Source organism: Microbulbifer maximicatervae (SeqCode) (genome assembly GCF_052467385.1).
On sequence record NZ_CP174311.1, the window covers coordinates 1,308,984 to 1,334,014 of the forward strand.

General features: G+C 52.8%; 22 protein-coding genes. 10 read left to right on the top strand and 12 right to left on the bottom strand.

Going from position 1 to position 25,031, the window contains the following annotated elements; translation table 11 throughout:
• Window positions 1–518 precede the first annotated feature (518 nt).
• Both ACJJIR_RS05745 and ACJJIR_RS05750 read left to right on the top strand, forming a co-directional pair.
• Window positions 519–2,816, top strand: coding sequence for a TonB-dependent receptor (locus ACJJIR_RS05745; RefSeq protein WP_444907618.1), 2,298 nt, complete (start codon window positions 519–521; stop codon window positions 2,814–2,816).
• 204 nt (window positions 2,817–3,020) lie between these two features.
• The gene (locus tag ACJJIR_RS05750) at window positions 3,021–3,998 is read left to right on the top strand and encodes an NAD(P)H-quinone oxidoreductase (protein WP_444907619.1); all 978 of its coding nucleotides are present in this window, start codon (window positions 3,021–3,023) and stop codon (window positions 3,996–3,998) included.
• A 14-nt stretch (window positions 3,999–4,012) separates the two neighbouring features.
• Here ACJJIR_RS05750 and ACJJIR_RS05755 read toward each other — a convergent pair whose 3' ends face one another.
• Both ACJJIR_RS05755 and xseA read right to left on the bottom strand, forming a co-directional pair.
• On the bottom strand, window positions 4,013–6,313 hold the full coding sequence (locus ACJJIR_RS05755) for a transporter substrate-binding domain-containing protein (RefSeq protein ID WP_444907620.1): 2,301 nt from the start codon (window positions 6,311–6,313) through the stop codon (window positions 4,013–4,015).
• Between the two features lie 73 nt (window positions 6,314–6,386).
• The gene (gene xseA / locus ACJJIR_RS05760) at window positions 6,387–7,739 is read right to left on the bottom strand and encodes an exodeoxyribonuclease VII large subunit (RefSeq protein WP_444907621.1); all 1,353 of its coding nucleotides are present in this window, start codon (window positions 7,737–7,739) and stop codon (window positions 6,387–6,389) included.
• Between the two features lie 174 nt (window positions 7,740–7,913).
• On the opposite strand from xseA, the gene guaB reads away from it, so the two are divergent.
• A complete protein-coding gene (guaB, locus tag ACJJIR_RS05765) occupies window positions 7,914–9,401 on the top strand; it encodes an IMP dehydrogenase (RefSeq protein WP_108734048.1) in 1,488 nt (495 codons plus the stop codon).
• A gap of 100 nt (window positions 9,402–9,501) precedes the next feature.
• Window positions 9,502–11,079, top strand: coding sequence for a glutamine-hydrolyzing GMP synthase (guaA, locus tag ACJJIR_RS05770; protein ID WP_444907622.1), 1,578 nt, complete (start codon window positions 9,502–9,504; stop codon window positions 11,077–11,079).
• Between the two features lie 357 nt (window positions 11,080–11,436).
• Here guaA and rlmB read toward each other — a convergent pair whose 3' ends face one another.
• From rlmB to ACJJIR_RS05805, 7 genes are all read right to left on the bottom strand, one after another.
• A complete protein-coding gene (rlmB, locus tag ACJJIR_RS05775; RefSeq protein WP_444907623.1) occupies window positions 11,437–12,219 on the bottom strand; it encodes a 23S rRNA (guanosine(2251)-2'-O)-methyltransferase RlmB in 783 nt (260 codons plus the stop codon).
• Window positions 12,216–13,085: a Rossmann-like and DUF2520 domain-containing protein gene (locus tag ACJJIR_RS05780; protein WP_444907624.1), complete on the bottom strand. Its 870-nt coding sequence runs from the start codon at window positions 13,083–13,085 to the stop codon at window positions 12,216–12,218. The genes rlmB and ACJJIR_RS05780 overlap by 4 nt, the downstream gene beginning before the upstream one ends.
• A complete protein-coding gene (locus ACJJIR_RS05785; RefSeq protein WP_444907625.1) occupies window positions 13,085–13,843 on the bottom strand; it encodes a pyridoxine 5'-phosphate synthase in 759 nt (252 codons plus the stop codon). Before ACJJIR_RS05785 ends, ACJJIR_RS05780 begins: the two co-directional genes overlap by 1 nt.
• A gap of 3 nt (window positions 13,844–13,846) precedes the next feature.
• Window positions 13,847–14,440, bottom strand: a complete 594-nt coding sequence (locus tag ACJJIR_RS05790; protein WP_444907626.1) for a peptidylprolyl isomerase — start codon at window positions 14,438–14,440, stop codon at window positions 13,847–13,849.
• 154 nt (window positions 14,441–14,594) lie between these two features.
• Window positions 14,595–15,275, bottom strand: a complete 681-nt coding sequence (locus ACJJIR_RS05795; RefSeq protein ID WP_282933705.1) for a TIGR04211 family SH3 domain-containing protein — start codon at window positions 15,273–15,275, stop codon at window positions 14,595–14,597.
• A gap of 30 nt (window positions 15,276–15,305) precedes the next feature.
• Entirely contained in the window at window positions 15,306–15,605 is a 300-nt protein-coding gene (locus ACJJIR_RS05800) for a YciI family protein (RefSeq protein WP_108734042.1), read from the bottom strand.
• Window positions 15,606–15,639: 34 nt separating this feature from the next.
• Window positions 15,640–16,359: a VC0807 family protein gene (locus ACJJIR_RS05805; RefSeq protein WP_282933704.1), complete on the bottom strand. Its 720-nt coding sequence runs from the start codon at window positions 16,357–16,359 to the stop codon at window positions 15,640–15,642.
• Between the two features lie 148 nt (window positions 16,360–16,507).
• On the opposite strand from ACJJIR_RS05805, the gene ACJJIR_RS05810 reads away from it, so the two are divergent.
• The 5 genes from ACJJIR_RS05810 (at window position 16,508) to rluB (ending at window position 21,329) form a co-directional block, all read left to right on the top strand.
• On the top strand, window positions 16,508–17,512 hold the full coding sequence (locus ACJJIR_RS05810) for a PHP domain-containing protein (protein WP_444907627.1): 1,005 nt from the start codon (window positions 16,508–16,510) through the stop codon (window positions 17,510–17,512).
• A gap of 92 nt (window positions 17,513–17,604) precedes the next feature.
• Complete coding sequence (locus tag ACJJIR_RS05815) at window positions 17,605–18,228, top strand: L-threonylcarbamoyladenylate synthase (protein ID WP_282933701.1); 624 nt, start codon at window positions 17,605–17,607, stop codon at window positions 18,226–18,228.
• 53 nt (window positions 18,229–18,281) lie between these two features.
• Window positions 18,282–19,304 carry a segregation and condensation protein A gene (locus ACJJIR_RS05820; protein WP_444907628.1) on the top strand — a complete coding sequence of 341 codons (1,023 nt, stop codon included), beginning with the start codon at window positions 18,282–18,284 and terminating at the stop codon, window positions 19,302–19,304.
• A 10-nt stretch (window positions 19,305–19,314) separates the two neighbouring features.
• A complete protein-coding gene (scpB, locus tag ACJJIR_RS05825; RefSeq protein ID WP_444907629.1) occupies window positions 19,315–20,466 on the top strand; it encodes an SMC-Scp complex subunit ScpB in 1,152 nt (383 codons plus the stop codon).
• Window positions 20,463–21,329 carry a 23S rRNA pseudouridine(2605) synthase RluB gene (rluB, locus tag ACJJIR_RS05830; RefSeq protein WP_444907630.1) on the top strand — a complete coding sequence of 289 codons (867 nt, stop codon included), beginning with the start codon at window positions 20,463–20,465 and terminating at the stop codon, window positions 21,327–21,329. The genes scpB and rluB overlap by 4 nt, the downstream gene beginning before the upstream one ends.
• A 67-nt stretch (window positions 21,330–21,396) precedes the next feature.
• Here the strand turns inward: rluB and ACJJIR_RS05835 are convergent, their stop codons facing one another.
• The 3 genes from ACJJIR_RS05835 to ACJJIR_RS05845 all read right to left on the bottom strand — a co-directional run bounded on the left by ACJJIR_RS05835 (window position 21,397) and on the right by ACJJIR_RS05845 (window position 24,254).
• The gene (locus ACJJIR_RS05835; RefSeq protein ID WP_444907631.1) at window positions 21,397–22,074 is read right to left on the bottom strand and encodes an SRPBCC family protein; all 678 of its coding nucleotides are present in this window, start codon (window positions 22,072–22,074) and stop codon (window positions 21,397–21,399) included.
• A gap of 88 nt (window positions 22,075–22,162) precedes the next feature.
• Window positions 22,163–23,539, bottom strand: a complete 1,377-nt coding sequence (locus ACJJIR_RS05840; RefSeq protein ID WP_444907632.1) for an ATP-binding protein — start codon at window positions 23,537–23,539, stop codon at window positions 22,163–22,165.
• Window positions 23,540–23,549: 10 nt separating this feature from the next.
• Window positions 23,550–24,254, bottom strand: a complete 705-nt coding sequence (locus ACJJIR_RS05845; RefSeq protein ID WP_413662835.1) for a response regulator — start codon at window positions 24,252–24,254, stop codon at window positions 23,550–23,552.
• A gap of 168 nt (window positions 24,255–24,422) precedes the next feature.
• Between ACJJIR_RS05845 and ACJJIR_RS05850 the strand changes: the two genes are divergently transcribed.
• Window positions 24,423–24,887, top strand: a complete 465-nt coding sequence (locus ACJJIR_RS05850; protein ID WP_444907633.1) for a Spy/CpxP family protein refolding chaperone — start codon at window positions 24,423–24,425, stop codon at window positions 24,885–24,887.
• The last annotated feature ends 144 nt before the right edge of the window (window positions 24,888–25,031 follow it).

Below are 25,031 nucleotides of genomic sequence, written 5' to 3' on the forward strand. Positions count from 1 at the left end.
AGGTTAATTGAGTTTATTAGTTTTGAATTGCCGATAACCTGAAATATCGAAGGGCACTTTCAGGTTGATCTAAAAGAGCTGAGGGCGCATCAATTTAAAATAGACAAAAAGTTTTGTGTTTTTGGGGTGGTTTAGATACATATTGTCATTGGCTTTTTTGAAAATAATCAATTTTCTATGTAAAAGGGCAACTTAGGGTATCGCCCTTAAACAGTGCATAATTTTATTTTTTCCATTCCCTTTAATTTTTTTCTTCAAGTTGAAAGAACTTTCCAGACTAATTGAGTTATTTTTACAGACATTTACGTTAAATAGACTTCCACACACGGTTGTGAGCCTGTAACCTGTCCATGTCACAGATTCACTACGAAATCTGTGCCTCTTTATCAGCGCGGTCTTGAATCGGAGCTTCACTTAGTCGGAGCCTCTTTATAGAGGTAGAGCGGTGGAGCCAGGCAGTACCGATTGCGATAAGTCCGTTGTTGTACATAAAAAAAATAAAACAATGGAGAGAAAACATGGGAAGTCCGTCAAAACCCAAGCAGCACTCTGCTCTGCTTTCCGCCTGTTCCGTAGCAACTCTTTGGTTAGCCAGTGGTATTAGCCCCAGTTATGCCGCAGAGGGAGCAGTCGGCACCCTTATGGAAGAAGTGCAGGTAACAGCCCGTAAGCGTGCAGACGCAGAATTACTTCAGGATGTTCCGGTAGCGGCAACCGCCTATTCCGGTGACCAACTGGAGGCTCTGCAAACCAGGGATTTACAAAGCCTTTCTTTCAAAATGCCCAACGTCCAGCTGGAGGATGTGGGTACCGTAAAAAATACGGCAAACTTCACTGTGCGCGGTCTTGGAGTGAATAGCTCTATTCCATCAATTGATCCCACAGTAGGGGTCTTTGTCGATGGTATGTACCTCGGTGTGAATGCGGGTGTTGTTACCGATGTGTTTGACCTGGAGGGTATCGAAGTTCTCCGTGGTCCGCAGGGCCTGCTATTTGGTCGTAATGTTACCGGTGGTGCTGTCGTAGTTAAAACAGCGCGCCCAACTGATGAATTCTCTGCTCGCGTCAAAGTGTCCACAACGGATAATCTGGATGTGGTGACTGCGGGTTCAATTAATGGTGCCATCTCTGACGATGTTAACGGCCGTCTGACCGTTTACTACAACGATGACCGTGGCTGGTTCGAAAATGTTGCCACCGGCAATGATAATGCCGGTGCCTCTGACAGCTGGTTTATTCGCCCAAGCTTTAGTGTTCAACTCAATGAAACGGCAGAGCTGCTTGTGCGGATGGAGCACGGCCGCATGGACTCCGATGGAGTGGTTGCGCAAAACCGTGGTAATGAACCTTATATAGTTACCACTGATGACGGTTTTGTTGCCTACCCGAGTGCAACCCAGATTGCTGAGGCTTTCGGTATTCCTGATTGGGACAACAGTGAAGATTCTTTTGAGGTGGCCCAGGACGAAGAGGGTTATCAAAAAGACGAGTGGTCCCAGATCATTACTGAGTTCAATAAAGATGTTGAGTTCGGTGATGGCACTATCACAAATATCCTGGCTTGGCGTGAATATGAGGCTCGGGGCTTAGGGGATATTGATTCCCTGCCTTTTGTTGGTTTCCATGCGGACTCAAGCGTGGATCAGAGCCAGTTGAGTAACGAGTTGCGCTATGCCGGCCGTTTCGGCCGCACGGCCATCACTGCCGGTGCCTATTGGTTCTCTCAGGATGTAACCTACCTGGAAAATCGTTTGCTGGCCGACGGTGAGGGCGGCATTATCGATTGGACCGGTGGTGGTGTGCAGGATCACAGCACTTATGGATTCTTTACCCAGGCTGATATCGATCTGAACGAGGCCTGGGTGTTGACCCTGGGTGGACGCTACTCGAGTGAGGAGAAAGACGCGAAGATTGCCTCTATTCCCCTGAATCTCTGCACACTGGACGGCTGTGCTGCCTACGACTTTGAAGATAGCGAAAGCTGGAATGCCTTCACTCCCAAAGTTGGCTTGCAGTGGACTGTTTCAGACGAGACGCAGCTCTATACATTCTGGACCAAGGGTTTCCGCAGTGGAGGGTACAACTTCCGCAACGCAGGTATAGATCCGACCACAGCAATGCCTTATACCCCGCAGGCAACGGACCAGGAAGAGCAAAGCAGCTTCGAAATTGGGGCCAAGGTAGACTGGCTCGATGGCCGTGTTCGTACCAATATGGCGGTATTCCACAACACGATTGATGATATGCAGCGGGAGGAGAATCTCGCTGACGCAGTGACCGGTGTGGCGCAAATCATTCGAAACACCGCAGATGCGACAATTCGTGGTGCTGAACTGGAGACCATGGCTGCGCTCAGTGAAAACCTGCTGTTTACCTTCAACGTGGGCTATGTAGATGGCGATTACGATAAGGTACTCGGTGACCTGAATGGTGACGGCCTTGTGGATGATGAAGACCTGGGTCTCGAGATCCCACGCCTGGCGCCATGGACTTATGGTATAGGGTTAGTGCACGATTTGTCTCTGGGTTCCTACGGAACAATCACCTCCCGCATTAACTACAATCATCGCGATGAAGCACCGTATACGGATGACAACAGAGGCATGCTGTCTGAAGTGGAAATGGTGGACTTTAGTATTGGTTATACTGCGGATAGCGGCCAATATACAGTTTCTGTATTCGGTAAAAATATGCTTGATGAAGTTACTGAGGGTAATGACACACAGCTACCAGTTACCCTTGGTGGTATCGGTGCCAGCTTTACCCCGCTGAATAAAGGTCGTGTTATGGGGGTTGAGTTTATTTACGAACTCTAATCCCGGCTGAGAACTTGCTGCTTAGAGAAAGTAATTTTTAAGCCAGCAGACTTCGAAACGGCCAGTTCCTTTTCACAATTAAAAGTTGTGATGGGGCTGGCCGTTTTTTATTGGGTTGCGTGTTGAATAAAAACTGCTTGATGATTTTTGATACTCTTGTTTTGTTAGCGTGGCAATAAAAGTGAACCTATAAAGGGGAAAAATATGCGGTTTATTGATCTGCCTACATTTGGTGGGCCTGAAGTTATGCAATTGCAGGAGATGAATAAGCCTGCTCCCGGAGCAGACGAAGTCCTTATCCGTGTAGCCGCAGCTGGGGTTAATCGCCCTGATATTGTGCAGCGCCAAGGGCATTATCCGGCACCTCCCGGGGCATCGCCGGTATTGGGATTGGAAGTGGCTGGTGAGGTTGTTGAAGTCGGGGAAAAAGTTGTGCGCTGGCAGGTGGGAGATAAAGTTTGTGCCCTGACCAATGGTGGAGGCTACGCAGAGTTTGCAGTAGCTCCAGAAGGGCAATGCCTCCCGGTTCCCGCAGGCCTTAGTCTTATTGAGGCAGCTGCATTGCCGGAAACTTTTTTCACCGTATGGACTAATGTATTTGACCGCGCTGGTTTAAAGCCGGGCGAGGTGATTTTAATCCATGGTGGTTCCTCTGGCATTGGTACCACGGCGATCCAGCTGGCCCATCAATTGGGAGCCCGGGTTTTCACTACTGCGGGAACAGAAGATAAATGCGCAGCCTGTGTGGCTTTGGGAGCGGAGAAGGCGATTAACTATCGGGATGAAGATTTTGTCTCCGTTGTGCGCGAGATGACAGATGATCACGGAGCTGATGTTATCTTGGATATGGTGGGCGGTAGCTATATCAATAGCAATATTCGTGTGGCCGCTAACGACGGCAGAATTGTGAATATTGCCTACCTGGCTGGCGCTAAAGTAGAGGTAAATATGATGCCGGTGATGTTGAAACGACTTACATTGACTGGCTCAACTTTGAGGGCACGCTCGCCAGAAGTGAAAGCCGGTATTGCGGAATCGCTGGAACAGAAGGTTTGGCCGCTAATTGAAGCGGGTAAAGTATGGCCGCAACTAGCCGCTGAGTTTCCTCTGCAGCAGGCGGTTGAGGCCCATAACTTACTGGAGTCTGGCACTATCACCGGAAAAATTGTTTTAACCTTGTGATGGCTTGTGGCTGCCTAGGGCGAGGAGTAAGTGGGCATCCGCTGAATAACGCCCTCAGGCACATCCCCGGGTTCACAATAGATTTTGCCGGGCAGGCGCTGTAGAGGTGGGCGGACTGTCACATCATCGCTCATCATTTCCACATAGGCTTTGTATAGATTGCTGATATTGCGTACATACTGCACGGGCTCGGAGCCTCTCACATAGCCGTATCTAGCCCGTTTAAAGTACTGGGGCTGGGCTAGTTTCAGCATGGCGACTTCCACATTGTCGAACCACACATTGGGATCCAGTCCCAGTTCTTTAGCCAGCCGCTGGGCATCGAGTAAGTGGCCGTATCCTGCATTGTAGGAAGCGAGAGTAAACCAGAGTTTATTTACGGTTGGCAAAGCGGGATTAAAGCGATCGCGCACCCAATCCATATATTTTACCCCCGCTTTAATACCTCTTTCAGGTTCGAACAGCGGCGGAGGAAATCCCATTTCCTCGGCTGTGGCAGGCATTACCTGCATCAATCCCTGCGCGCCAACTGGAGATACGGCTTTAGGGTTGAAATTGCTTTCCTGCCACATCTGCGCGACGATCATGCGCCAATCAAAATCGTATTTAAAGGCGGATTCCTTCACCAACTCATCGTAAGGAGAGAGGTTTTCTCCCGGTATTACCCGGGAACTTACTCGCTGGGTAAATCGTTTGTTCGGCTCAAAATAAGCCTGGTATTGTTTTTGATATTGGCTCGTTTTTCTGTAATTTTTCAAAAACTTATTCAAGTTCTGTAGCAGGTGCCAATTTTGTCTTAATACCATCCAGCCCTGTGGACGCGGGTCACCGATAAGGGTTCCGAGTACCAGTTGTGGCTGAACGGATGCCTCAATCTTGGCTCGACCGGAGTGGGATATGGTCGCATCTACCAGTCCGTCGGCGATTAGTGAGAAGATTTGTGACTGGGAAATATCTGGCGGCGCCACACGAATATCGACATCAATACCTGCTTCTTTCAGTGTTTCAGCGGTTTCAATAAATGACGAGTAGGCGCGCAGGGTTAACTTGCGACCATTCAGATCCTGAATCTGGGTGATGGGAGGGCTGCCTTTACCACTGACAATCTGGTCTGTGGATTCGACATAGGGCTTGGTGAAGACCATGCCCTGGTCTTCACGGGCACTGGTAATATTGAGTTCGGCCCCGGCAAAGTCACCGCGGCCTGCCCTCAGCCAGTCGGCAAGGTCTTCTTCGTAGGGGACAACAATAACCTGGAGTTGGAGTTTGTGCTTATTGGCAAAAGCCTGGGCCAGGTCGTAGTCAAACCCCATTAATACCCCTTTCCATAAGAAATAGGTTGTCGGCCCGTTATAAGTGAGTAGCCTGATTACTCCCGATTTTTTAATACCCTTCCAATCGGTAATGCGTTCTTCCTGGGATTTAACCAGGTTGCGGGTCAAAAAATTATCGAGAGTGGTATGTAGGCGTTTGGAATCTTTGCGTACGCCCCAGGCAATATTTTGTACTTCAGATACGTCTGCACCAATCCGCATGTCATCGCGGTAATTGCGCAAATCCTGGGCTGAAAAATCTTCCAAAATAGCAACACGGTTCTTTTGGCCATTAATGATATCCAACAGCGTATCTCGGTTACCATTAATATCAATTTCTCGAATAGTTAGGTTTGAGTTTGGATTTTCGGCAACAAGTTGCTCTGCAGTTTCTTTAATAGAGGAGCCGGCGGGGATAATAAATTCCAGGTCCTTTAATTTGCTCGCATCTGAAATATCTGGACCCTCAGGACCAGTGACGAGTACTAACCGCGAATGGCGAAGAGGAACCGTGAAGTCAATAATTTCTTCACGGGCGTCAGTGACAGTCAGGTTATAGGCGATTACATCTGCCTGGCCATCGATCAGCATTTGCACCGCATCATCGGGCGTTTCAGCTTTTATCCACTTGGGTTCCAGCTTTAACTGTTTGGCCAGTTTGTTGGCAAGTTCGAAGTGACGGAGACTCACCACATCGTCACGAGGTAGCAGGTCCTCGGAAGCGCCGGTTAAATTAACGAACCGAATTGTGCCGTGTTTTCTTATGTCCCTAAGGTCACCGGTTTCGATGTAGTTGACTTGCTGTTCTTTAGCGGGGGTTACTTCAGGCAGTTGCCCTGATCGCTTGTCGGCATCCTGCGCTTCGGCAGCTGACATGGTGACTGATTCGGCTACTCCAGAATCACGCTCTGGTTCCGTGCAGGCTGCAAGGGCAAGCAGTAGTACTGAAAGTAGTATCAAGGTCCACTGGTTGAGGTGGATAGCAGTAGATTCACTATCCATATATTGCTCCGAAGGCACTCTACCTCAACCATTATAGTGTCGCTTGATTTGCGCTCTTTAATTGTTAAAGAAATCAGTTTTCGATGGTATTAACTTTTGCAGTGAAGTTCCCTTTGGCCAGCTTAATATGGACTTGCTGGTCGGTATCCAGTTCTGAACTATCACGAATTGCGCGATTTTCTGAATCCAGAACAATGGCATAGCCTCGCTGCAATACTGCCAGAGGACTGATGTTTTGTAGTAATTGGGCCCCGTGGGAAAGTTTGTCGCTGCCGCGCTGTAATATCAGTTGTATCGCACGCTCTAGGTTTCCCTTGAGTTGGATTAACTGCTTTCGACTGTTGTCGAGTCGGCGTGTCGGTAGGTTGTGGGCAAAAGCTCTGGAGGCGGAATCCAATTGGGATTTGCGACTTTGGATTTGTTGTTGGCAAGCTGCTACCAGGCGCATCTCCAAATGATCCAGACGTTGGGCTTGGTTGAGGAGCTGTTCCTTGGGGTGGCGCAAACGGTTGCGTCGCAATTGAACCTGTTGAGATAAATGCTTCAGTTGGTTGTCCATGGCGCGGTGCAATCTGCGCTGGACCTGGTCAAGCCGCTGTAAAATTTCTGCAGCATTGGCACTGGCTATTTCCGCCGCGGCAGAAGGGGTGGGTGCGCGCAGGTCTGCGGCTAAATCTGCAATAGTCGTATCGGTTTCGTGGCCGACTGCAGAAATAGTGGGAATAGGGCTTGCGGCCAGTGCGCGGGCGACTATTTCTTCGTTAAAAGACCATAGGTCCTCCAGGGAGCCTCCGCCGCGACCGACAATTAATAAATCGTGGCGACCACTGCGGCCCGCTTTTTCAATCGCTGCCGCGATTTGCTGAGCGGCACCCTGACCTTGAACGGCTACGGGCCAGATTTCAATTTGTGCAGAAGGGTGTCTCCTGCCCAATACGTGAATCATATCCCGTATTGCCGCGCCTGTCGGCGAAGTGATAATGCCGATATTGGTTGGCAAAAACGGAAGAGAGCGTTTTCTGCTTGTTTCGAACAGGCCTTCGGCATGCAGTTTTGCTTTGAGCTGTTCCAGCTGGCGCATCAGGGCGCCAAAGCCGGCCTCCTCCATATGCTCAACGATTAGCTGAAATTCTCCGCGCCCTTCGTACAGGCTCACCCTGGCCCGGATTAAAACCTCGCGACCATTTTGCGGCCGAAAGGCGACACTGCGATTGCGACCGCGAAACATGGCGCAGCGCACCTGGGCCCGCGCATCTTTAAGGCTAAAATACCAGTGCCCGGAACTGGGTATGGAAAAATTGGAAATCTCCCCACTGATCCATAGAAGGGGCACACTGCTTTCCAGAAGATGTTTAACTTCCCGATTCAGGTCACTTACCGACAGCACGCTGCGCTTGGCATTTTGACTAGGGGGAATTGTCTGCATCGGTGAATCTCGTCGGGCGTATTGGGCGGAGCAATATTGCAGTATCGCCCTTATAGGTAAAGAGCTTTACTGTACAAATCCGTTTTTCTGCAAATTGATGTTTGCGCTTTGGGCGCGTAGAGGTATAATCGCGCCGATACCCAATCCCGCCTATTCGAGGTTTGAGTGTCAACAATGTCTGAATCCAATCTGCGCATCGCGCGCGAAGCCCTCACTTTTGACGACGTCCTACTTGTGCCCGGATATTCCGAGGTCACGGCCAAGGATGTGAGTTTAAAAACCCAACTCTCCCGCAACATTACCCTGAACATCCCCATTGTGTCCGCTGCTATGGATACGGTGACGGAAGCTCGCCTGGCCATTGCATTGGCCCAGGAAGGGGGTATCGGCATTATTCACAAGAGTATGTCGATAGAAGAGCAAGCTCTTGCCGTTCGCGCGGTGAAGAAGTTTGAAGCCGGTGTTGTAAAAGACCCTATTACTATTGAGTCCGATGCCACTGTGCGCGAGTTGATCGCGTTGACTAGTCACCACAATATTTCCGGTGTACCGGTAATGGATCGTGGCGATTTGGTAGGTATCGTTACCAGCCGCGACGTTCGCTTCTTAACTGATCTCGATGTCAGTGTCGCCAGCATCATGACGCCGAAAGAGCGTCTGGTGACGGCCCACGAAGATGCGAGCTCCGACGAAGTCCGCGAACTACTGCATAAGCACCGTATCGAAAAGGTACTGGTGGTTAACGACAACTTTGAGTTGCGCGGCCTGATTACTGTTAAAGACTTTAACAAAGCAGAGCAGTACCCGAACTCCTGTAAGGATTCCGACGGTCGCCTGCGTGTGGGCGCGTCTGTGGGCACCAGCCCGGACACCGATGATCGCGTAGCTGCATTGGTAGAAGCCGGCGTTGATGTGCTGGTAGTAGATACCGCCCACGGTCACTCCCGCAACGTGATCGAGCGCGTGCGCCGCATTAAGGAAATGCACCCCCAGGTGGACGTGATCGGTGGCAACATTGCTACGGCTGATGCAGCGCGTGCACTGGTTGAGGCCGGTGCGGATGCGGTTAAAGTGGGTATTGGCCCGGGTTCTATCTGTACCACCCGTATCGTAACGGGTATCGGCGTACCCCAGGTGACGGCAATTGCAGAGGTTGCCACAGCCCTTAAAGAATTTGGTGTGCCCATGATTGCCGACGGTGGTATCCGTTACTCCGGCGATATCTCCAAGGCAATTGTTGCCGGCGCCTCATCAGTTATGATGGGTTCCATGTTCGCCGGTACCGAAGAGGCGCCGGGCGAAGTTGAGCTCTATCAGGGCCGTACTTACAAGTCCTATCGTGGGATGGGTTCTCTCGGTGCTATGTCTCGCACCCAGGGTTCTTCCGATCGCTATTTCCAGGATGCGAGCAAGGGCGCTGAAAAACTGGTGCCGGAAGGTATCGAAGGTCGAGTGCCTTATAAAGGCCCGCTGTCAGCCATTGTTCACCAGATGATGGGTGGTTTGCGTTCAGCCATGGGTTACACCGGCAGTGTTGATATTGAGACCATGCGCACTCGTCCTGAGTTTGTGCGGGTCACGGCAGCCGGTATGGGTGAGTCCCATGTCCACGACGTTCAAATTACCAAAGAAGCCCCCAACTACCCGGTGGGCCGACGCTAAGCCTTCGACCTTCTCCAGGTGAAAAAATTTAGACGGAACAAGCAGCAAACGGACCTTTAAGGTCCGTTTGCCGTTATTTAATCCAGTTATCGAGTAAGTCATGAGCCAAGATATCCATTCCAGCCGAATACTCATTCTCGACTTCGGGTCCCAGTACACACAATTGATTGCCCGCCGTGTCCGCGAGCTGGGCGTATTTTCTGAAATTCGCGCTTTCGATATGACCGAAGAGGAAATTCGTGAGTATCAGCCCAAGGGCATTATTCTCGCCGGTGGCCCCGAGTCGGTACCGGAAGAGGGCTCCCCGCGCGCGCCGGAAGCGGTTTATAACCTGGGCGTGCCAGTACTGGGCATTTGCTATGGCATGCAGACCATGGCTCATCAGCTTGGAGGCACCGTACAGGGCAGCGATATTCGCGAATTTGGCTATGCCCAGGTAAAAGTTGAAGGCCAATCCAACCTGTTGAGCGATATCAAAGATCATATCGCTGATGATGGCAGTTCCCTACTGGATGTTTGGATGAGTCACGGCGACAAGGTAGTGGCGATGCCAGAGGGCTTCGAGCTGCTGGCTTCCACCGATTCCTGCCCAATTGCCGGTATGTACAACGCTGAGAAGAATTTCTTCGGTGTACAGTTCCACCCGGAAGTGACTCATACCCTGCAAGGCATGCGTATTTATGAGCACTTTGTGATTGATATTTGCGGGTGTGAGAAACTCTGGACTCCCGCGAACATTATTGAAGACTCTATTGCTAAAGTCCGCGATCAGGTGGGCGAGGGCAAGGTGCTGCTCGGTTTATCCGGTGGTGTCGACAGCTCTGTGGTAGCCGCTTTGCTGCACAAGGCTATTGGCGATCAGCTGACCTGCGTATTTGTAGATAATGGTCTCCTGCGTAAAAACGAAGGCGACCAGGTAATGCAGATGTTCGCCGACAATATGGGCGTCCGCGTTATCCGTTCTGATGCGGAAGAGGATTTCCTTGGGCGCCTCCAAGGTGAAAAAGACCCTGAGGCCAAGCGCAAAATCATTGGTAATACCTTTATTGAGATTTTTGATCGCGAAGCTTCCAAGTTGCAGAACGTGAAATTCCTGGCTCAGGGCACTATTTACCCAGACGTTATTGAGTCTGCCGCCGCAAAAACCGGCAAGGCCCATGTGATTAAGTCTCACCACAATGTGGGCGGTTTACCAGAGGATATGCAGTTTGAGCTGGTAGAGCCCCTGCGTGAACTGTTTAAAGACGAGGTTCGTAAGATCGGTCTGGAGCTGGGCCTGCCTTACGACATGGTTTACCGTCACCCCTTCCCGGGACCGGGTCTGGGCGTGCGGATTCTCGGTGAGGTAAAGCGGGAATATGCCGATATTCTGAGAGAGGCGGATGCGATCTTTATCGAGGAGCTGCACAACGCCGATTGGTATCACAAAACCAGCCAGGCCTTTGCCGTATTCCTTCCGGTAAAATCTGTGGGTGTTGTCGGTGATGGCCGTCGATATGAATACGTGGTTGCTCTTCGCGCGGTAGAGACTGTGGACTTTATGACAGCGCGCTGGGCGCACCTCCCCTATGAGCTGATTGAGAAGGTTTCGAACCGCATTATCAATGAGATAGAGCACATCTCTCGTGTGGTCTACGACGTTTCCAGCAAGCCTCCCGCGACAATTGAGTGGGAGTAACTGCAGAATCAAGAGGGGGGTGCTTAGCACCCCTTTCTTTTTTTGTTTTGGGCTTCGCGTCTCATTTTCCACAGCGGCCCCTTCTCTCTATTCGATCTTTAATTGGTACGGATTGTCGCTAAACGCTCAGCTAAGACTTCGCTAACTCGTTGATTTTTTGAGCGTTTCCCGGGTTGTTTATTTTTTCTTCATATTGTCACAAAGACCAAATGGCGGGCCTTTGCGGCATACTACTCTAAGTTAGTCACAGAGATATCCACAGAATCTGTGGGTAGTGGATAATCCTGATTAGATTGGGGTTGAACTCGTGGGATAAGTTGAGGGAGTGGGAGGCGGGCACCTCCCACAGGGGCAGAGTTAGATTTCTCGACGGAAGCTAATTAGTGCGGCCGTGACCGCCACATTCAAGCTTTCCACATCGTTTTGCATGGGGATACGCACCAGTTCATTGCACTGAGCTGCGACGGCATCGCTAACACCGTGGGTTTCATTGCCCAGCACAAAAATTGTGGAGACGTTACTGGAGACCTCTTTCAGGGTCGTCCGGGCGTGGGATGACAGCCCGCAAACCTGAGCCCCCGCTTCGCGGAACTCCCCCAGGGTGGCTGCCAATTTGTCACAGCGCAAAACCCGGGTTTTAAACAGGGTGCCTGTGCTGGCTTTGATAACGAGGGGGTCTATCTGTGCACAGCCTTTCTTTGGCAGGATGATTCCATCAATGCCGCCGGCACAGGCTGAGCGAATAATCATGCCCAGGTTTTGAGGGTTGGTTATGCCATCCAGGGCCAGAAGTTCATAGGTGTTTTTGTGCTCTGGGGCTGCAACCTTCTGTAAAAAGTCCTCCGCTCTGCCGTAGTGCGGCAGGGCCAGGTCGAGGGCTACACCTTGGTCCTGACGGGAATTCTTCGAAATCCGGGACAGGCCCTTGCGATCCCAGTAAGCAATTTCAATCTGACGCTCTTCGGCCAGGGTTTCCATTCGCTGGATTAGCTGGTCGCGCCGGTTGCTGCTGGCCAGATGTAATTTATGGACGGGTACAGATAAATCCTCGAGAGCCTCGAGTACAGGCTTGCGCCCATAAATTGTAAGGAGGCTATCGAAGAAGGCTTTTTTTTCCAGGTATTCGGAGGAGTCTTTCACCGCGTTGGCTCACTCAGCAGTTCGATCAATCTGGCTGCGCTCTCAGGTGAGAGCGAGCCGCGCCGCGCCAACTCTACACAGGCGAGGCCCAGATGGCGATAGCAAAGTGCCAGTTGGCTATCTACTGAAGCTAGGCTTTCCACCTGGGCGCCAACGGTTTCCACATCCCCCCTGGCAATGGGACCTGTCAGCGACCTCTCTGGTCCCAGCTCCAAATTGTTTTGCAGAGTCTGTGAAACAATCGGCGCCAACAGGCGAAGGGCACTGTCCCGCTCTATGCCGGCGGCTGAAAAGCTTTGTAAACTCAGGTCCATTAGGGTGGTGAGGTAGTTGGAGGCGATCACTGACCCAGCGTGGTACAGAGACTTGTTAAGGGGATCAATAGCCAGTGTTTCACAGCCAATGGCTGCAAAAGCCACAGAAATAACCTCTACTGCATGGCTATCCCCTTCGACAGCGACACTGGTTTTGGCAAATGTTTGCAGCGAGGTTTCCGGTTCGGCAAAACTGTGAACCGGGTGAGCGCTGGCAATCAGGGCGGGTCTCAAGGGGGCTAGTTCTTTAGAGCTGAGAGCGCCACTGCAGTGGAATATAATAGTGCGCTCGTCGACCAGCCCGCTATCGGCAAGTTTCTGCGCAAATATAGCGATTTCACTATCGATACAGCCAATCAGCCATAGGTCTGCTGAAGGCATTGCCGAGAGGGAATCGACAGCATTGCCTGCACCGATAAATCGACAGGCACTTTGTCCACTTTCGAGGCTGCGGTTATAAATTGACTGTATCCCAAATACACCGCTCTCCTGCCACAGCCGCCCCAGGGTTTTTCCAAGGCGGCCCGCGCCAATAATATTGAGGCTTTGCATCAGCTACCAGCGAGGCAGTCGACGTAGGCGTTAACGGCATTCTCCAGGCCCATGCTGATAGCATCGACAGTAAAGGCGTGGCCTATGGAGACTTCCTGCAAGCCCGGTAATGTGCGATAGCGCGGTAGGTTAACCAGGTTGAGGTCATGGCCGGCATTAATCCCCAGTCCCAGCTGATGTGCGTGCTCAGCGGCGGCACAGTGGGCAGAGAAAATTGTTTCCAGCTCTGGGCTCTGTTTGGTTACGGCTTCGGCATAGGGGCCGGTGTAGAGCTCAATACGGTCAGCCCCGACCTGTTTGGCCAGGCTGATTTGGTCCAGGTCTGGATCCATAAACAGGCTGACACGTATTCCGGCATTTTTAAGTTGATCAATTATCGGAACTAATCGATCTCCATCTTGTTTGAGGTCAAAGCCGTGATCAGACGTGAGCTGATCACTGGTGTCGGGAACCAAAGTGCATTGGTCTGGTTTGGTTTCCAAAACCAGTGGTATTAGGCCGGGGTAGTCCCCCAGGGGAGCGGCGAAGGGGTTGCCTTCAACGTTGAACTCTATGTTTTTGCGGCTGGCGCAGAGTTCTGCCAGGTCGCGCACGTCGCCGGGGCGAATATGTCGTTGGTCTGGACGGGGGTGTACGGTCAAACCTTGGGCCCCGGCGTCGAGGCAAGTGCGCCCGTGGGCGATTACGTCGGGAAAGTTGCCCTCGCGGGAGTTGCGGATTAAGGCAATTTTATTGAGGTTTACGCTGAGAGCGATCAATGCTTATTCTCCCTTGCTGTGTTCAGCGACTGTGTTGTCGCTGGCTGTAATTCGTTTTGCGGAAAGAATCCGAATCGGAGTATTGGGAGCCTCTGGGTGCCTGCGATAAAGGCCTCGGGGTTCCCGCTCAATTTTTTCTATGATATCCATTCCCTCGATAACCTTGCCAAAAACTGCGTAGCCAGGCTTATCCTCGCTGGCATCCAGGCGGGTGTTATCGACCAAGTTAATAAAAAACTGGGACGTGGCACTATCGGGATCATTTGTGCGTGCCATGGAGAGAGTGCCACGCAGGTTTTGGAGTCCGTTAGCTGACTCGTTGGCGATAGCCTCGCGAGTTTCTTTTCTTTGGAAATCAAAAGTGAAACCACCGGCTTGGACGACAAATCCAGGCACAACACGGTGAAAGATAATTCCATCGTAGAAGCCGCTATCGGTATAAGCGAGGAAGTTCTCTACGGTGACTGGTGCTTGCTTGGCATATAGCTCGATACGAATAACCCCAAGATCAGTTTCTAGTTTCACCTGAGGGTTTTGGGCAAATAGCGGAAGGCTGAATAGAGTACAGAAAAGAAAAATAACTAATTTACGCATCATCCGTGTCCTTTGAGTGTCCGGGGGTAATCGGTTTACTACTGTGCCAGCGAATGGTTATAGGTAGAGAGAAAGTATTTGAATATCGCTGCCTGAGGGATGCTTTTCAGCATTCCCACAGGCGTATAGTAAGCGATTTTGGTTGTAGCGAGGGAGATCAGTTGGCCCATTCGGAATTGCGTTTGCGCGGGCGCACATGGGGGGCAATCATCGCCAGAATAGCGCCTAATACAACGGATAGGGCACCGTACACTTGCCACTTGCGGGCATCGCTACCGGACAGGCGCTGAATTTCCGCCTCCGCCATGCTTTTTTCCTGTTTCAGCAACTCGTACTGATGCAGGAGCTTTTGGTGGCGATCGTTGAGCGAAATTGCGTCGGCAGAAAGGGACTTCAGGCTCTTGAGTTCGGCGGCCAATTCCTGGCTCTGCTGCTGGGCAGAAGTCAGGGCGCTATTCAATTCGCCGTTTTCTGTCTCCAACCGGCGAACTTCTCCCCCCAGGTTGCCTTCCATTTTTTCAAAGCGGGCCAAGTTGGCTTCTGCGGTTGCCAGCTTTAGTTTTGCCACGGGCTCACTGACAAGGTATTGGCGTCTGATCCAGCCCTCAGTGCCGTTGGGGGTGCGCACTTTTGCCCAGCCGTCCGAGGCGGCATCTTCGAGCAGGGCCAGTTCGGTACCGCTGGCCAGGCCGCGGTGCAGAATCCGGAATTCATTGCCTTTGCCGGAGCGCATGGGCACGTGAAGTTGGTCGGTAATATAGCGGGTCTCCGCTGCAAGTGCCGCTGGTGCTGAGTTCAACAGCGCTACAGCGAGCACACCGGACAGTAATTTCTTCATTGTGATGCAGCTTGTTAGTTAGAGTTTTTATCAGGGCAGTACAAGCTTGTAGGGCTTGACTGTAACCGATGCATAGACGCCTGCTTCGATATAGGGGTCACTGTCAGCCCAGGCTTTGGCCTCTTCCAAAGAGGGGAACTCAGCAATTACCAGGCTACCGGTAAAGCCGGCTTCACCGGGCTCTTCACTGTCGATGCTGGGATTTGGGCCGGCGGCCAGGAGACGGCCTTCATCTTTTAGAAGGTTGAGTCGGGCCAAATGACCGGCGCGGGCTTTTTTGCGTAAAGGGAGACTATCGCTAACATCTTCACTGATGATTGCGTACCACATTGTTTTTAATGCTCTTGTTAGTTTTTTTAAGGTGTTATTGCGCAACCATCACTTCTTCCAGTTTCAACCCGGTCAGCTTGCCGATACGGGAGAACAGGAAAAAGAGTGCACCCATCAGAATCAGGGTTGATGGGATCGCAATAACCAGATATCCATAGGCGGTCATTTCGCCAAGTTCGGTGTTATAGGCCTCGGTGCCCGGCGGGCTGGTGACGATCATTTTGGCGAGAATGTAATTCAGTGCCGAGGAGAAAAAGAATGACCCGGCAACGATCCATGAAGTCTGGCGCAAGGTGCGGTCGAAGGCTGGCTGGTTACCATTGGCCTGTAATGACTCGGCGATCTTTGTCGTATTCAGGATTTGATCGTTGTAAAGCAGGGTTTTGACCAGCGGCCAGCGGGTATAAACGGATAGTGCCGTTGCAACACCCAGTAGGCCAGGGATTGCAGCTTCCTTAATCGCAATATACTGCGGGTCCAGCTTGAGCAAGCTGATGCCGCCAGTGAGCAGGATGCCAATAAACCCGAGGGCTGAGAAGAAATTGACCTTGCCTAGGCGCAGCAGGTCGCGAAGGCCATAACCCAGTGGGAAGGCCAGGGCCACTATCAATGCCCAGGTTGGGCCCAACCAGTCATCCCCGGAAAGTTTGGTCAGTATCAATGTCGGAATAATGACATTGAAGGCGATATTGCTGAGAAACCCTTCCTTTTTAGGCTTCTCGGGAGATGTCGTGGTCGAATTCGTTTCGGTCATACTCAATTCCGGTGATAATGCCCGCTGGAAACTGATGGGGCTGATAGCCCGTTCAATTTCCCCGCTGACAAAACTACTGTCAGACTTCGGCCCTGGCGAGTCACCTGTGAGTGACTGCTAGTTCGGGCCTTATCCCTGAAAACGCCGAGTGCCGCATAGACAGCGCAATAGGGCGATTGTTCCTGAAAAGACGGATATGGCGATCTTTTTCATCGTCGAACTGAGTGAGAGCCTGTTGTTGAAGACCCTTTCAGCCGATTTGAATACAGACCTGGTAGATCTGCACTGCCACAGTACCGCGTCTGACGGTATTTTAAGTCCTGCGCAGCTGGTGTCGAGAGCGAAATCCCAAGGTGTGACGATGCTCGCCCTGACCGACCACGATACGGTGGATGGTGTGCCTGAGGCTCAACAGGAAGGTGACTGTTTGGGCGTAGATGTAGTTGCGGGGATTGAGTTCTCCAGTCTTTGGGGGCGCAGACCCGTACATATTGTAGGCCTGAACATCAATCCCGAATCGGGGCCTCTGCAAGAAGCCATTCAGCTGCGTGAGCAGTTGCGCGAGGAACGGGCAGAGCGTATCGCGGAGAAGCTGGAAAAGCGCGGTTTTAGCGGTGCCTTGGAGGGTGGGCGTGCCCTGGCGGGCGACTCGGTACTGGGTAGGCCCCATTTCGCACGATGGCTGGTGGAAGCTGGGCATATAGACGATACCGGTAAGGCGTTTAAGCGTTACCTGGGGGCTGGCAAAGTAGGAGATGTGAGAGTTGAGTGGCCCCAGTTGAGTGAGACCATCGCCACTATTCACAGTGCTGGTGGTTATGCGGTATTAGCCCACCCGCTTAAGTACGGATTGACGCGCACCCAGTTATTGCGACTGCTGGGAGCTTTTCTTGAAGAAAATGGGGATGCGGTAGAGCTGCTGTGCGGTCGGCAAAACCCGACACAGACCCGAGAGTTAAAGAAATTGTTACTCTCGGCTGCGGAAGCAGCGGGCAAGTCGATGCCATATTGCTCTCTTGGCAGCGATTTTCACCAGCCGGAGCAGCCCTGGCGTGAATTGGGTTGTGTCAGGTTGCCCGCAGACGTCGAGCCGGTGTGGAATCTGTGGCACACTCTGCACCGGGAACAGCGGGGTCACGTTTCGCTGCCCTGATTCCGGCTTGTGAATTGGGGGCCATCGCCCGGCTTTAAGCCTGGTGGATGGCAGTGAGGTATTTTCAATCGGTAAGGCTTTTGGGGGGCTTTGTGGCGCAGTTTTTTCAGATTCATCCGGATAATCCTCAAGGCCGCCTGATCACTCAGGCAGCAGAGATCGTCGCCCAAGGGGGCGTTATTGTTTTTCCCACCGATTCAGCTTACGCCATAGGCTGTCGACTGGGAGAGAAGCTGGCGGTTGAGCGCATTCGAGGAGTGCGCCAGCTGGACAAGCAGCACAACTTCACATTGATGTGCCGAGACCTATCGGAGCTGGCGACCTATGCCAAGGTCGACAACCAGATGTTTAGGCTGTTAAAGAATCATACGCCGGGTTCCTATACCTTTATTATGCCGGCGACCGCCGAAGTGCCGCGCAGGTTAATTCATCCGAAGCGCAAGACCATCGGTATTCGCGTGCCGGATAATCCCATCGCCCTGGCCCTGATTGAAGAATTGGGCGAGCCGTTGATGAGCTGTAGCCTGATTATGCCCGGCGAAGAACAGCCCCTAACCGAACCTTACGATATCCGCGATACCCTGGAGCACCAGGTGGAATTGGTTATCGATGGCGGTTTCTGCGGGTTGGAGCCCACCACCGTGATCGACCTGACGGGTGATGAGCCCCAACTGATTCGTCAGGGATGTGGGGCAACTGACGAAATACTCGGCTGAAAGCTGCGGCGCCGTGTATAATCGCGCGTTTGCACGATTGAGGGTGGGGCAGGGTGTCCAGTGATGAGTTACTAGCAGAGGTCGAGGAGCAAGTGCTGGCCGAGGTTGCGGCGAGCGATGATGAAGCTCCTGCCCAGGCTGGCGATGCGGAATCGCAGGGCCAGGACTCGGATGAGGATTCCCCCCTGGCTTTGGTGCAGGGCGAAATCTTTAACGACCTCCCGCAGGATCTCTTTATTCCACCAGATGCTTTGGAAGTTGTTCTGGAGGCTTTCGAGGGGCCTCTGGATCTCCTGCTATACCTGATTCGCCGCCAAAACCTGGATATTCTCGAGATCAACGTCTCCGACATTACCCATCAATATATGGCGTATGTGGAGATGATGACGGCAATTCGCTTTGACTTGGCCGCCGAGTATCTGGTAATGGCCGCTATGTTGGCGGAAATAAAGTCGCGGATGCTGTTGCCGCGACCGCCTGAAGCGGAGGAGGAAGAAGGCGAGGACCCCCGGGCGGCTCTGATTCGCCGTTTGCAGGAGTATGAGCGTTTCAAAACTGCAGCTGAGGATCTCGATGAAATCCCCCGTGTTGGCCGGGATGTCCATCAGGCCAATGCAGAGGCTCCCGATCGCAGTATCACACGCCCCGACCCTGAAATTGACTTGAAAGAAGTCCTGGTCGCCTTGGCTGATGTGCTGCGGCGTGCGGATATGTTTGAGAGCCATCAGGTTGAGCGGGAGAAGTTGTCCACCCGCGAGCGTATGACCCAGGTGCTGGATAAGATCCGCCACGGCCAGTTTGTGCCCTTTGTCAGCCTGTTTACCGTTGAGGAGGGTCGCCTCGGTGTCGTAGTGACCTTCCTAGCAGTGATGGAGCTGGTAAAAGAGTCTCTGGTGGAGCTGGTGCAGAATGAAGCATTTGGCCCGATCCACGTGCGAGCTCGCGCTGCTACCCACAGCAGTGAAAGCGAAGACGGTGCTGATAGCGAGCTTGAGGATCAGACTCTCGAAGAGGTTGAAGATCCAGAGGACGCTGTAGAGGCCTCGGATAAAGCGTCGGAAATGTATTCGAGTTAGAAAATAGAAGATGACAATCGCCCCCGAATTACTGCGCAAAATCGTCGAAGGCGCCCTGTTGGCTGCTGGTCAGCCTCTCAGTGAAGAAAAACTGTTGTCTTTGCTGGACGAGGAAGAGCAACCCTCCAAGACTACCCTGAGAGATGTGCTTGAAGAAATCGCCCAGAGTTGTGCTGACCGAGGGTTTGAACTGAAGAAAGTCGCGAGTGGTTGGCGTTTTCAAGTGCCGGAAGACCTGGCTCCATGGGTGAATCGGCTGTGGGAGGAAAAGGCGCAACGGTATTCCCGTGCAACCTTGGAGACCCTCGCCATTATCGCTTATCGACAGCCGGTAACCCGTGGTGATATCGAGGATATCCGCGGCGTTGCGGTGAGTTCGCATATTGTTAAAACCCTGCTGGAGCGCGGTTGGATTAAAGTTGTGGGGCAGCGGGACGTGCCCGGTAAGCCGTCTCTCTACGCAACAACCCGGGAGTTTCTCGATTATTTTAATTTGAGCACCCTGGATGATTTGCCGACTCTGGCGGAGATCCGCGATATCGAGAGTCTGAATCAGATTCTGGAGCAGGAAGGTTTGCCTCCAGAGCCGGTTCCCGAGGAGGGAGAGTCCGAGGTGGACAATGGTGCTTTGGAAGATTCTGAGTCAGGGCAAGACACCGAGGCAGAATCCTCTACTGAAGCCCCTGCGGCTGAACACGAAGATATAGACGATGCCCTGGTAGAGGCTTTGGCTGAGGAAGTTGCTGCTGAAGCATCAGACGCCGAGACCGAGACCGAGACCGAGACCGAGACCGAGTCTGAGCCCGGAGTAGATGCCGATGCAGTGCCCGCCGAGACGGATGCAGAGGAAGATCCAGTGGAAACTGCGGCAGCAGAGATCCAGTGGGAAATGGAGCAGGAAGACTCTGAAGGTAATTCGGAGTTGGATGTAAATGTTGATCTAAGTGAAGAGAGTGAACTTCACAGTGATGAGGGAAGCAGCGCTGAATCGCTGCAAGCAGAAGAAGAGAGCGAGAACTCTCTAACGGCAACGTTACCACCCAGCAGTATGTTTGCCGAAGACGACACAGCTGAAGAGGTCGCCGAGGAGTCGGTGGAGGCAAATGCTGATGTCGATGAAGATTCCAAAGAAGTAGTACAAGTGGAAAGCACCACCCCATGAGTGATGGTACCCCGCCAGCAGGCGAGAAATTACAGAAAGTATTAGCGCGCACCGGCCTCGGTTCGCGCCGTGAAATGGAGCGCGCAATTGATGCGGGCCGCGTAACCGTAAATGGAAAAGTGGCGGAGCTTGGCGAGCGCGTAACTGACGCGGATCATATCGAGTTTGATGGTAGCCGGCTGCCTTCGGCAGAGCAGAATCGCTGCCGGGTAATACTCTACAACAAGCCGGTTGGAGAAATATGCTCCCGCCATGACCCGGAAGGCCGCCCGACGGTCTACGATCGCCTGCCGAGACTGAAAACCGGCCGCTGGATTTCTGTTGGGCGTTTGGATTTCAACACCAGTGGTTTGCTGCTGTTTACCAATAGCGGAGAGCTGGCCAATAAATTAATGCATCCCTCCTCGGTAATCGACCGCGAATACTTGGTTCGAATCCAGGGTGATGTGGATGAGGAAATGAGGCGGCGTCTGCTCAAGGGCGTGTTGTTGGATGATGGGTCGGCGCGCTTTACCGACATCGTAGAGAGTGGCGGTGAAGGTAAAAACCGCTGGTTCTACTGCGTAGTGATGGAGGGCCGCAACCGCGAGGTGCGTCGTCTGTGGGAGTCCCAGGGGGTTAGAGTTAGCCGCTTGAAGCGTGTGCGCTACGGCAGCGTCTTTATTCCCTCCCATGTGCGCGTCGGGCAGTGGATTGAGATGGAGCCCCGCGAGATCGATGACCTCTGCGTAACGGCGGGAATGCCGAAACTGGGCCAGCGCCCATTGACCCAGGGTGAGAAACAAAATCTGGAGCGCCAGCGCAGGAAGTTGCGCAAGTCACCGGCGCCAGCCGCGCGACGCAATCGACCGAAGTCGGTTTAAACAGAAAAAGCCCGCAAATTGCGGGCTTTTTTGTATTTCAGTAATCGCTACTGTTAATTGCTGAGTGTTACTGCTGGTTCTCCGGTGTTTCTCCAGCTTCCTCTTCATTCTGGTCTCGCAGCTCACTGGGGACACCCTGAGGGCCGTCACCCATTGCATCATCCACATCGGACGGAATATCTGAAACTGAATCGGTGGAGGTTCCGTCGGAGGTGCTATTTTCAGGTGCTGTTTCAACCAGGTTTTTTAGTTTTTCCAATCCTTGTTCATAAGACTCTCCCACCATTTTTTTCACTGCCAGGCCCATCCAGCGTTCTCTGGGGCCACCGCCGGTATCGCTGTGGAAGTTCCAGGTAAGAAGGGTGCCGCCATCCTTTGGTTCCAGTTGGAATTCTGCCGTGGCCTGGCTGCCATCACCAAAATTCAGTTTGGTGGCGACTAAAGAATCTCTCTTGCTGGCGAAGATAGTTTGACTGCCGCTTCCGGCTTTGGAGTTTTCGCCGCGCCAACTCATTTTGGCGCCGACGCCTTCCTGGGGACCGCTGTACTCATAGAGTACCGAGGGGTCGATGTGGCGCCATGGGGACCACTCGTTGAATTTGTGGAAATTATTAACGTAGGGGAAAACCACTTGTGGCGGTTTGTTGATAAATACGCTGCGATGAACAGTGACTTCGCGTGGGAATAAGTATCCCGCGAGCACGAGAATTACCAGGGCAATAAGAATATAAATAATCCAGCGCATAGCGGGTTCCTTTGCTATTTGCGGGTGCAAGGAAGCAACCGCCAGAAAACTCTGGCGGTAGAGATGCTTATATTAGCTGCTGCGATGCTTAATCGTCGGCAATATGTAGCAGGGGGAGCTTAATCTCAACACACAGGCCCGCATCCCGGCTGTTTTTGGCGCTGATTCTTCCCTGGTGATGCAGGATGGTGCGCTGGGCTATAGCGAGTCCCAGTCCAAAGCCACCACTTTCCCGGGTGCGTGCACTATCTGTGCGATAGAAGGGGCGGAAAATAGCCTCCAATTCCTCATCTGCCACGCCGGAACCTGAGTCAATGACTGAGATGGTACAGGATTCTGAGGATTCTTTAATCGACACCTTGACCCGGCCGTGCTCGGGACTGTACTTGATTGCGTTGCGCAGGATGTTCTCCAGGGCAGCGGTCAGGGAGCTGCCCCGGGTTGCGACAAGGAGCTCTTCCCCTTCGGAGCGAATTTCAAAGGATAGGTCTTTGTCAGCAGCTTCGCTGTGGAGGTCTTCCGCCAGGGCGCTTATCAGGGCATTTACTTCCACTACGTCATCCAGGGGGCGCTGCTCCTGGCTGCTAATAGGAAGTGATAGCACGTCGGCAATAATATCTTCCAGGTAGTCCGCTGCCTTGCCGATTTTATCCAGTTCTGTGTCGAGCCCGTTTATTTGCTTTTGGCGGGCGATGGCCAGTGCCACTTGCAGGCGCGCTAGTGGCGAGCGCAGTTCGTGGGAGACATCCTTGATCAGGCGGCGCTGCTCGGACATCGATTCTTGAAGCTGGGCGGTCATGGAGTCGAAGTCCAGGGCCAGGTCAGTCAGTTCATCATTTCGAGACTTTAGGGACGGGGTCACGCGGTAGTCCAGTTCGCCGGCAGCGACGCGCTTGGTGGCGGCGCTCAGCTGTTCCAGTGGGCGGCTCAGGTAGCGGGCCAGCCAGTAGCAGGCTAGACCCGAGGCAATCATGGAGAGCAGCAACATCGGCCAGAAATTGCGCCACAGGAAGCGCAGCAATAGGCCTTCCTTGCTATCCCCAGCAACGACGACGATACGCAGGGGGTCTCCGGTGCGCAGCGGCAGGAAGAAGCCTACAGTGGGCTTGTTATTTACCAGTTTGTGAGCTTCGCGATTGCGGTAATCAAGACTGTCGATCAACGAGCCCATATTTGATGGCACTTCGCGACCGAGGATGTCGTTGCCTTGTTGATCAACCGCATAAACCCGCCGTTTGACTTTTTTGGGGGCTTTCTCGAGCCAGTGCTGGAACTGTTCGGGACCGTGACGGCGGGCGATTCGCATATTTCGCATGACCTCGCGAAATAGGGCGGGGCCCTCCCAGCGTTCCTCTTGTCGGGGATCGCCGAATTCACCGAAGTGGGTAATGTAAATGGCGGCTACAACCATCACCATGGCGGTGATCCAGGCCCCAAAGAACATTTTCCAGAAGAGACTGCGCATCGTGGAAAACCTATTGCTTGCTCTGGGTGAGCATATATCCGGCACCTCGGATATTGATAATTAGGTCGCGGCTGGCACCTTTATCCGCGAGCTTCTTGCGAATGTTACTGACATGGACATCGATGGAGCGGTCGTAGGGCATCAGCTTACGGCCAAGGGCACTTTCAGTGAGAACCTCTTTGCCAACCACTTCGCCGGCATGCTGAACCAGTACCTTGAGCACGGCGAACTCTGCGCCAGTCAGAGCCAAAGCCTGATCGTTCCAATAACCCTGATGCTCTGCAGGCAGTAGTCGAATCTGGCCGCTGCTAAGAGTGTCGTCGCTCTCTTCAGCTTCGACTCGGCCGCGGCGGAGTACTGCGCGCAGTCGGGCCGCCAATTCCCTGGGATTGCAGGGTTTGGGCAGGTAGTCGTCGGCACCCATTTCCAGGCCGACGATACGATCCACAGTGTCCCCCTTTGCAGTAAGCATCAAAACCGGTAGGGAGCGGCTTGCTGCTGACGCCTCCTCCCTAAGTTTGCGCAGTACTTCAAAGCCATTGTGAACGGGCAGCATGACGTCCAGAACCAGAGCGTCAAAGCTCTCGCTCTGGGCGAGCTCTAGTCCCCGGCCACCATCATTGGCTGCGGTTACCTGAAAACCCTCTCCGGTAAGGTACTCCCTTAGCAAGTCGGTGAGTTCGGTGTCATCGTCGATTAAAAGGATGCGGCTCATGGCGTTCTCTCAGTTTCTGTGTGGCCATTATATGCAAAGCGCTGGCGCTGGTTACCGCTGGCGATAGGGCTTTTTACCGTTCTTAACAAATGTTTACCGGTGTTTTCCCCCGTTTACACAAGCTGGGCTTACTATGTAGTCACTGAACGCGAACATGAGGACGTAGGAATGAAACACTGGAAACAAGCAATGGGAAGCTTGGCCTTGGTAGGTGTTCTGGTTGCCCCTGCGGCACTTGCTTTCGGCGGTGGTGAAGGTGGTCAGGGGCGTGGATTTGAATATATGGTCCGCCAGCTTGAGTTGACCGAAGGCCAGCAGGCACAGTTAAAGGCCAACCGGGAGAGCAACCGCGAGGCGAGAATGGCACAGCGCGAGCAAATGATCGAGCTGCGCAAGGAATTAAATGCGGCGATTGAGTCGGGCGCTGACCAGGCGACACTGGATCAATTGGGCGAAGAGCTAGGCAAGCTAAAGCTTCAGGAGATGCAGAACCGCAACGAAATGAAAGAACAGTTTAAGGCCATTCTGACTGATGAGCAGAAGGCCAAGCTAGAGCAGCTAAAGAGTGAGCGCAAAGCGCGCCAAATGAAACGGCGCGATGAAAGCTCTGCAAGCCAGGATTCAGAGTCCTAGGCCCCCCAACCAAAGACTCCTTGTGCGATCCGCTGGGTGCACCCTTCCCCAAGGCCCAGCAGGTTCATAACCCTTAGCCCCCGCTGCCCCGGGGGCATTTTTCTTTATTCCTGCCGAAACCTGATCAGATAGGTAACTTGCTGA

Coding starts and splice junctions, on each gene's coding strand:
- ACJJIR_RS05745 (WP_444907618.1), top strand. CDS start 519: ATGGGAAGTCCGTCAAAACCCAAGCAGCACTCTGCTCTGCTTTCCGCC.
- ACJJIR_RS05750 (WP_444907619.1), top strand. CDS start 3,021: ATGCGGTTTATTGATCTGCCTACATTTGGTGGGCCTGAAGTTATGCAA.
- ACJJIR_RS05755 (WP_444907620.1), bottom strand. CDS start 6,313: ATGGATAGTGAATCTACTGCTATCCACCTCAACCAGTGGACCTTGATA.
- xseA (WP_444907621.1), bottom strand. CDS start 7,739: ATGCAGACAATTCCCCCTAGTCAAAATGCCAAGCGCAGCGTGCTGTCG.
- guaB (WP_108734048.1), top strand. CDS start 7,914: ATGTCTGAATCCAATCTGCGCATCGCGCGCGAAGCCCTCACTTTTGAC.
- guaA (WP_444907622.1), top strand. CDS start 9,502: ATGAGCCAAGATATCCATTCCAGCCGAATACTCATTCTCGACTTCGGG.
- ACJJIR_RS05780 (WP_444907624.1), bottom strand. CDS start 13,085: ATGCAAAGCCTCAATATTATTGGCGCGGGCCGCCTTGGAAAAACCCTG.
- ACJJIR_RS05790 (WP_444907626.1), bottom strand. CDS start 14,440: ATGATGCGTAAATTAGTTATTTTTCTTTTCTGTACTCTATTCAGCCTT.
- ACJJIR_RS05795 (WP_282933705.1), bottom strand. CDS start 15,275: ATGAAGAAATTACTGTCCGGTGTGCTCGCTGTAGCGCTGTTGAACTCA.
- ACJJIR_RS05800 (WP_108734042.1), bottom strand. CDS start 15,605: ATGTGGTACGCAATCATCAGTGAAGATGTTAGCGATAGTCTCCCTTTA.
- ACJJIR_RS05805 (WP_282933704.1), bottom strand. CDS start 16,359: ATGACCGAAACGAATTCGACCACGACATCTCCCGAGAAGCCTAAAAAG.
- scpB (WP_444907629.1), top strand. CDS start 19,315: ATGACAATCGCCCCCGAATTACTGCGCAAAATCGTCGAAGGCGCCCTG.
- rluB (WP_444907630.1), top strand. CDS start 20,463: ATGAGTGATGGTACCCCGCCAGCAGGCGAGAAATTACAGAAAGTATTA.
- ACJJIR_RS05835 (WP_444907631.1), bottom strand. CDS start 22,074: ATGCGCTGGATTATTTATATTCTTATTGCCCTGGTAATTCTCGTGCTC.
- ACJJIR_RS05840 (WP_444907632.1), bottom strand. CDS start 23,539: ATGCGCAGTCTCTTCTGGAAAATGTTCTTTGGGGCCTGGATCACCGCC.
- ACJJIR_RS05845 (WP_413662835.1), bottom strand. CDS start 24,254: ATGAGCCGCATCCTTTTAATCGACGATGACACCGAACTCACCGACTTG.
- ACJJIR_RS05850 (WP_444907633.1), top strand. CDS start 24,423: ATGAAACACTGGAAACAAGCAATGGGAAGCTTGGCCTTGGTAGGTGTT.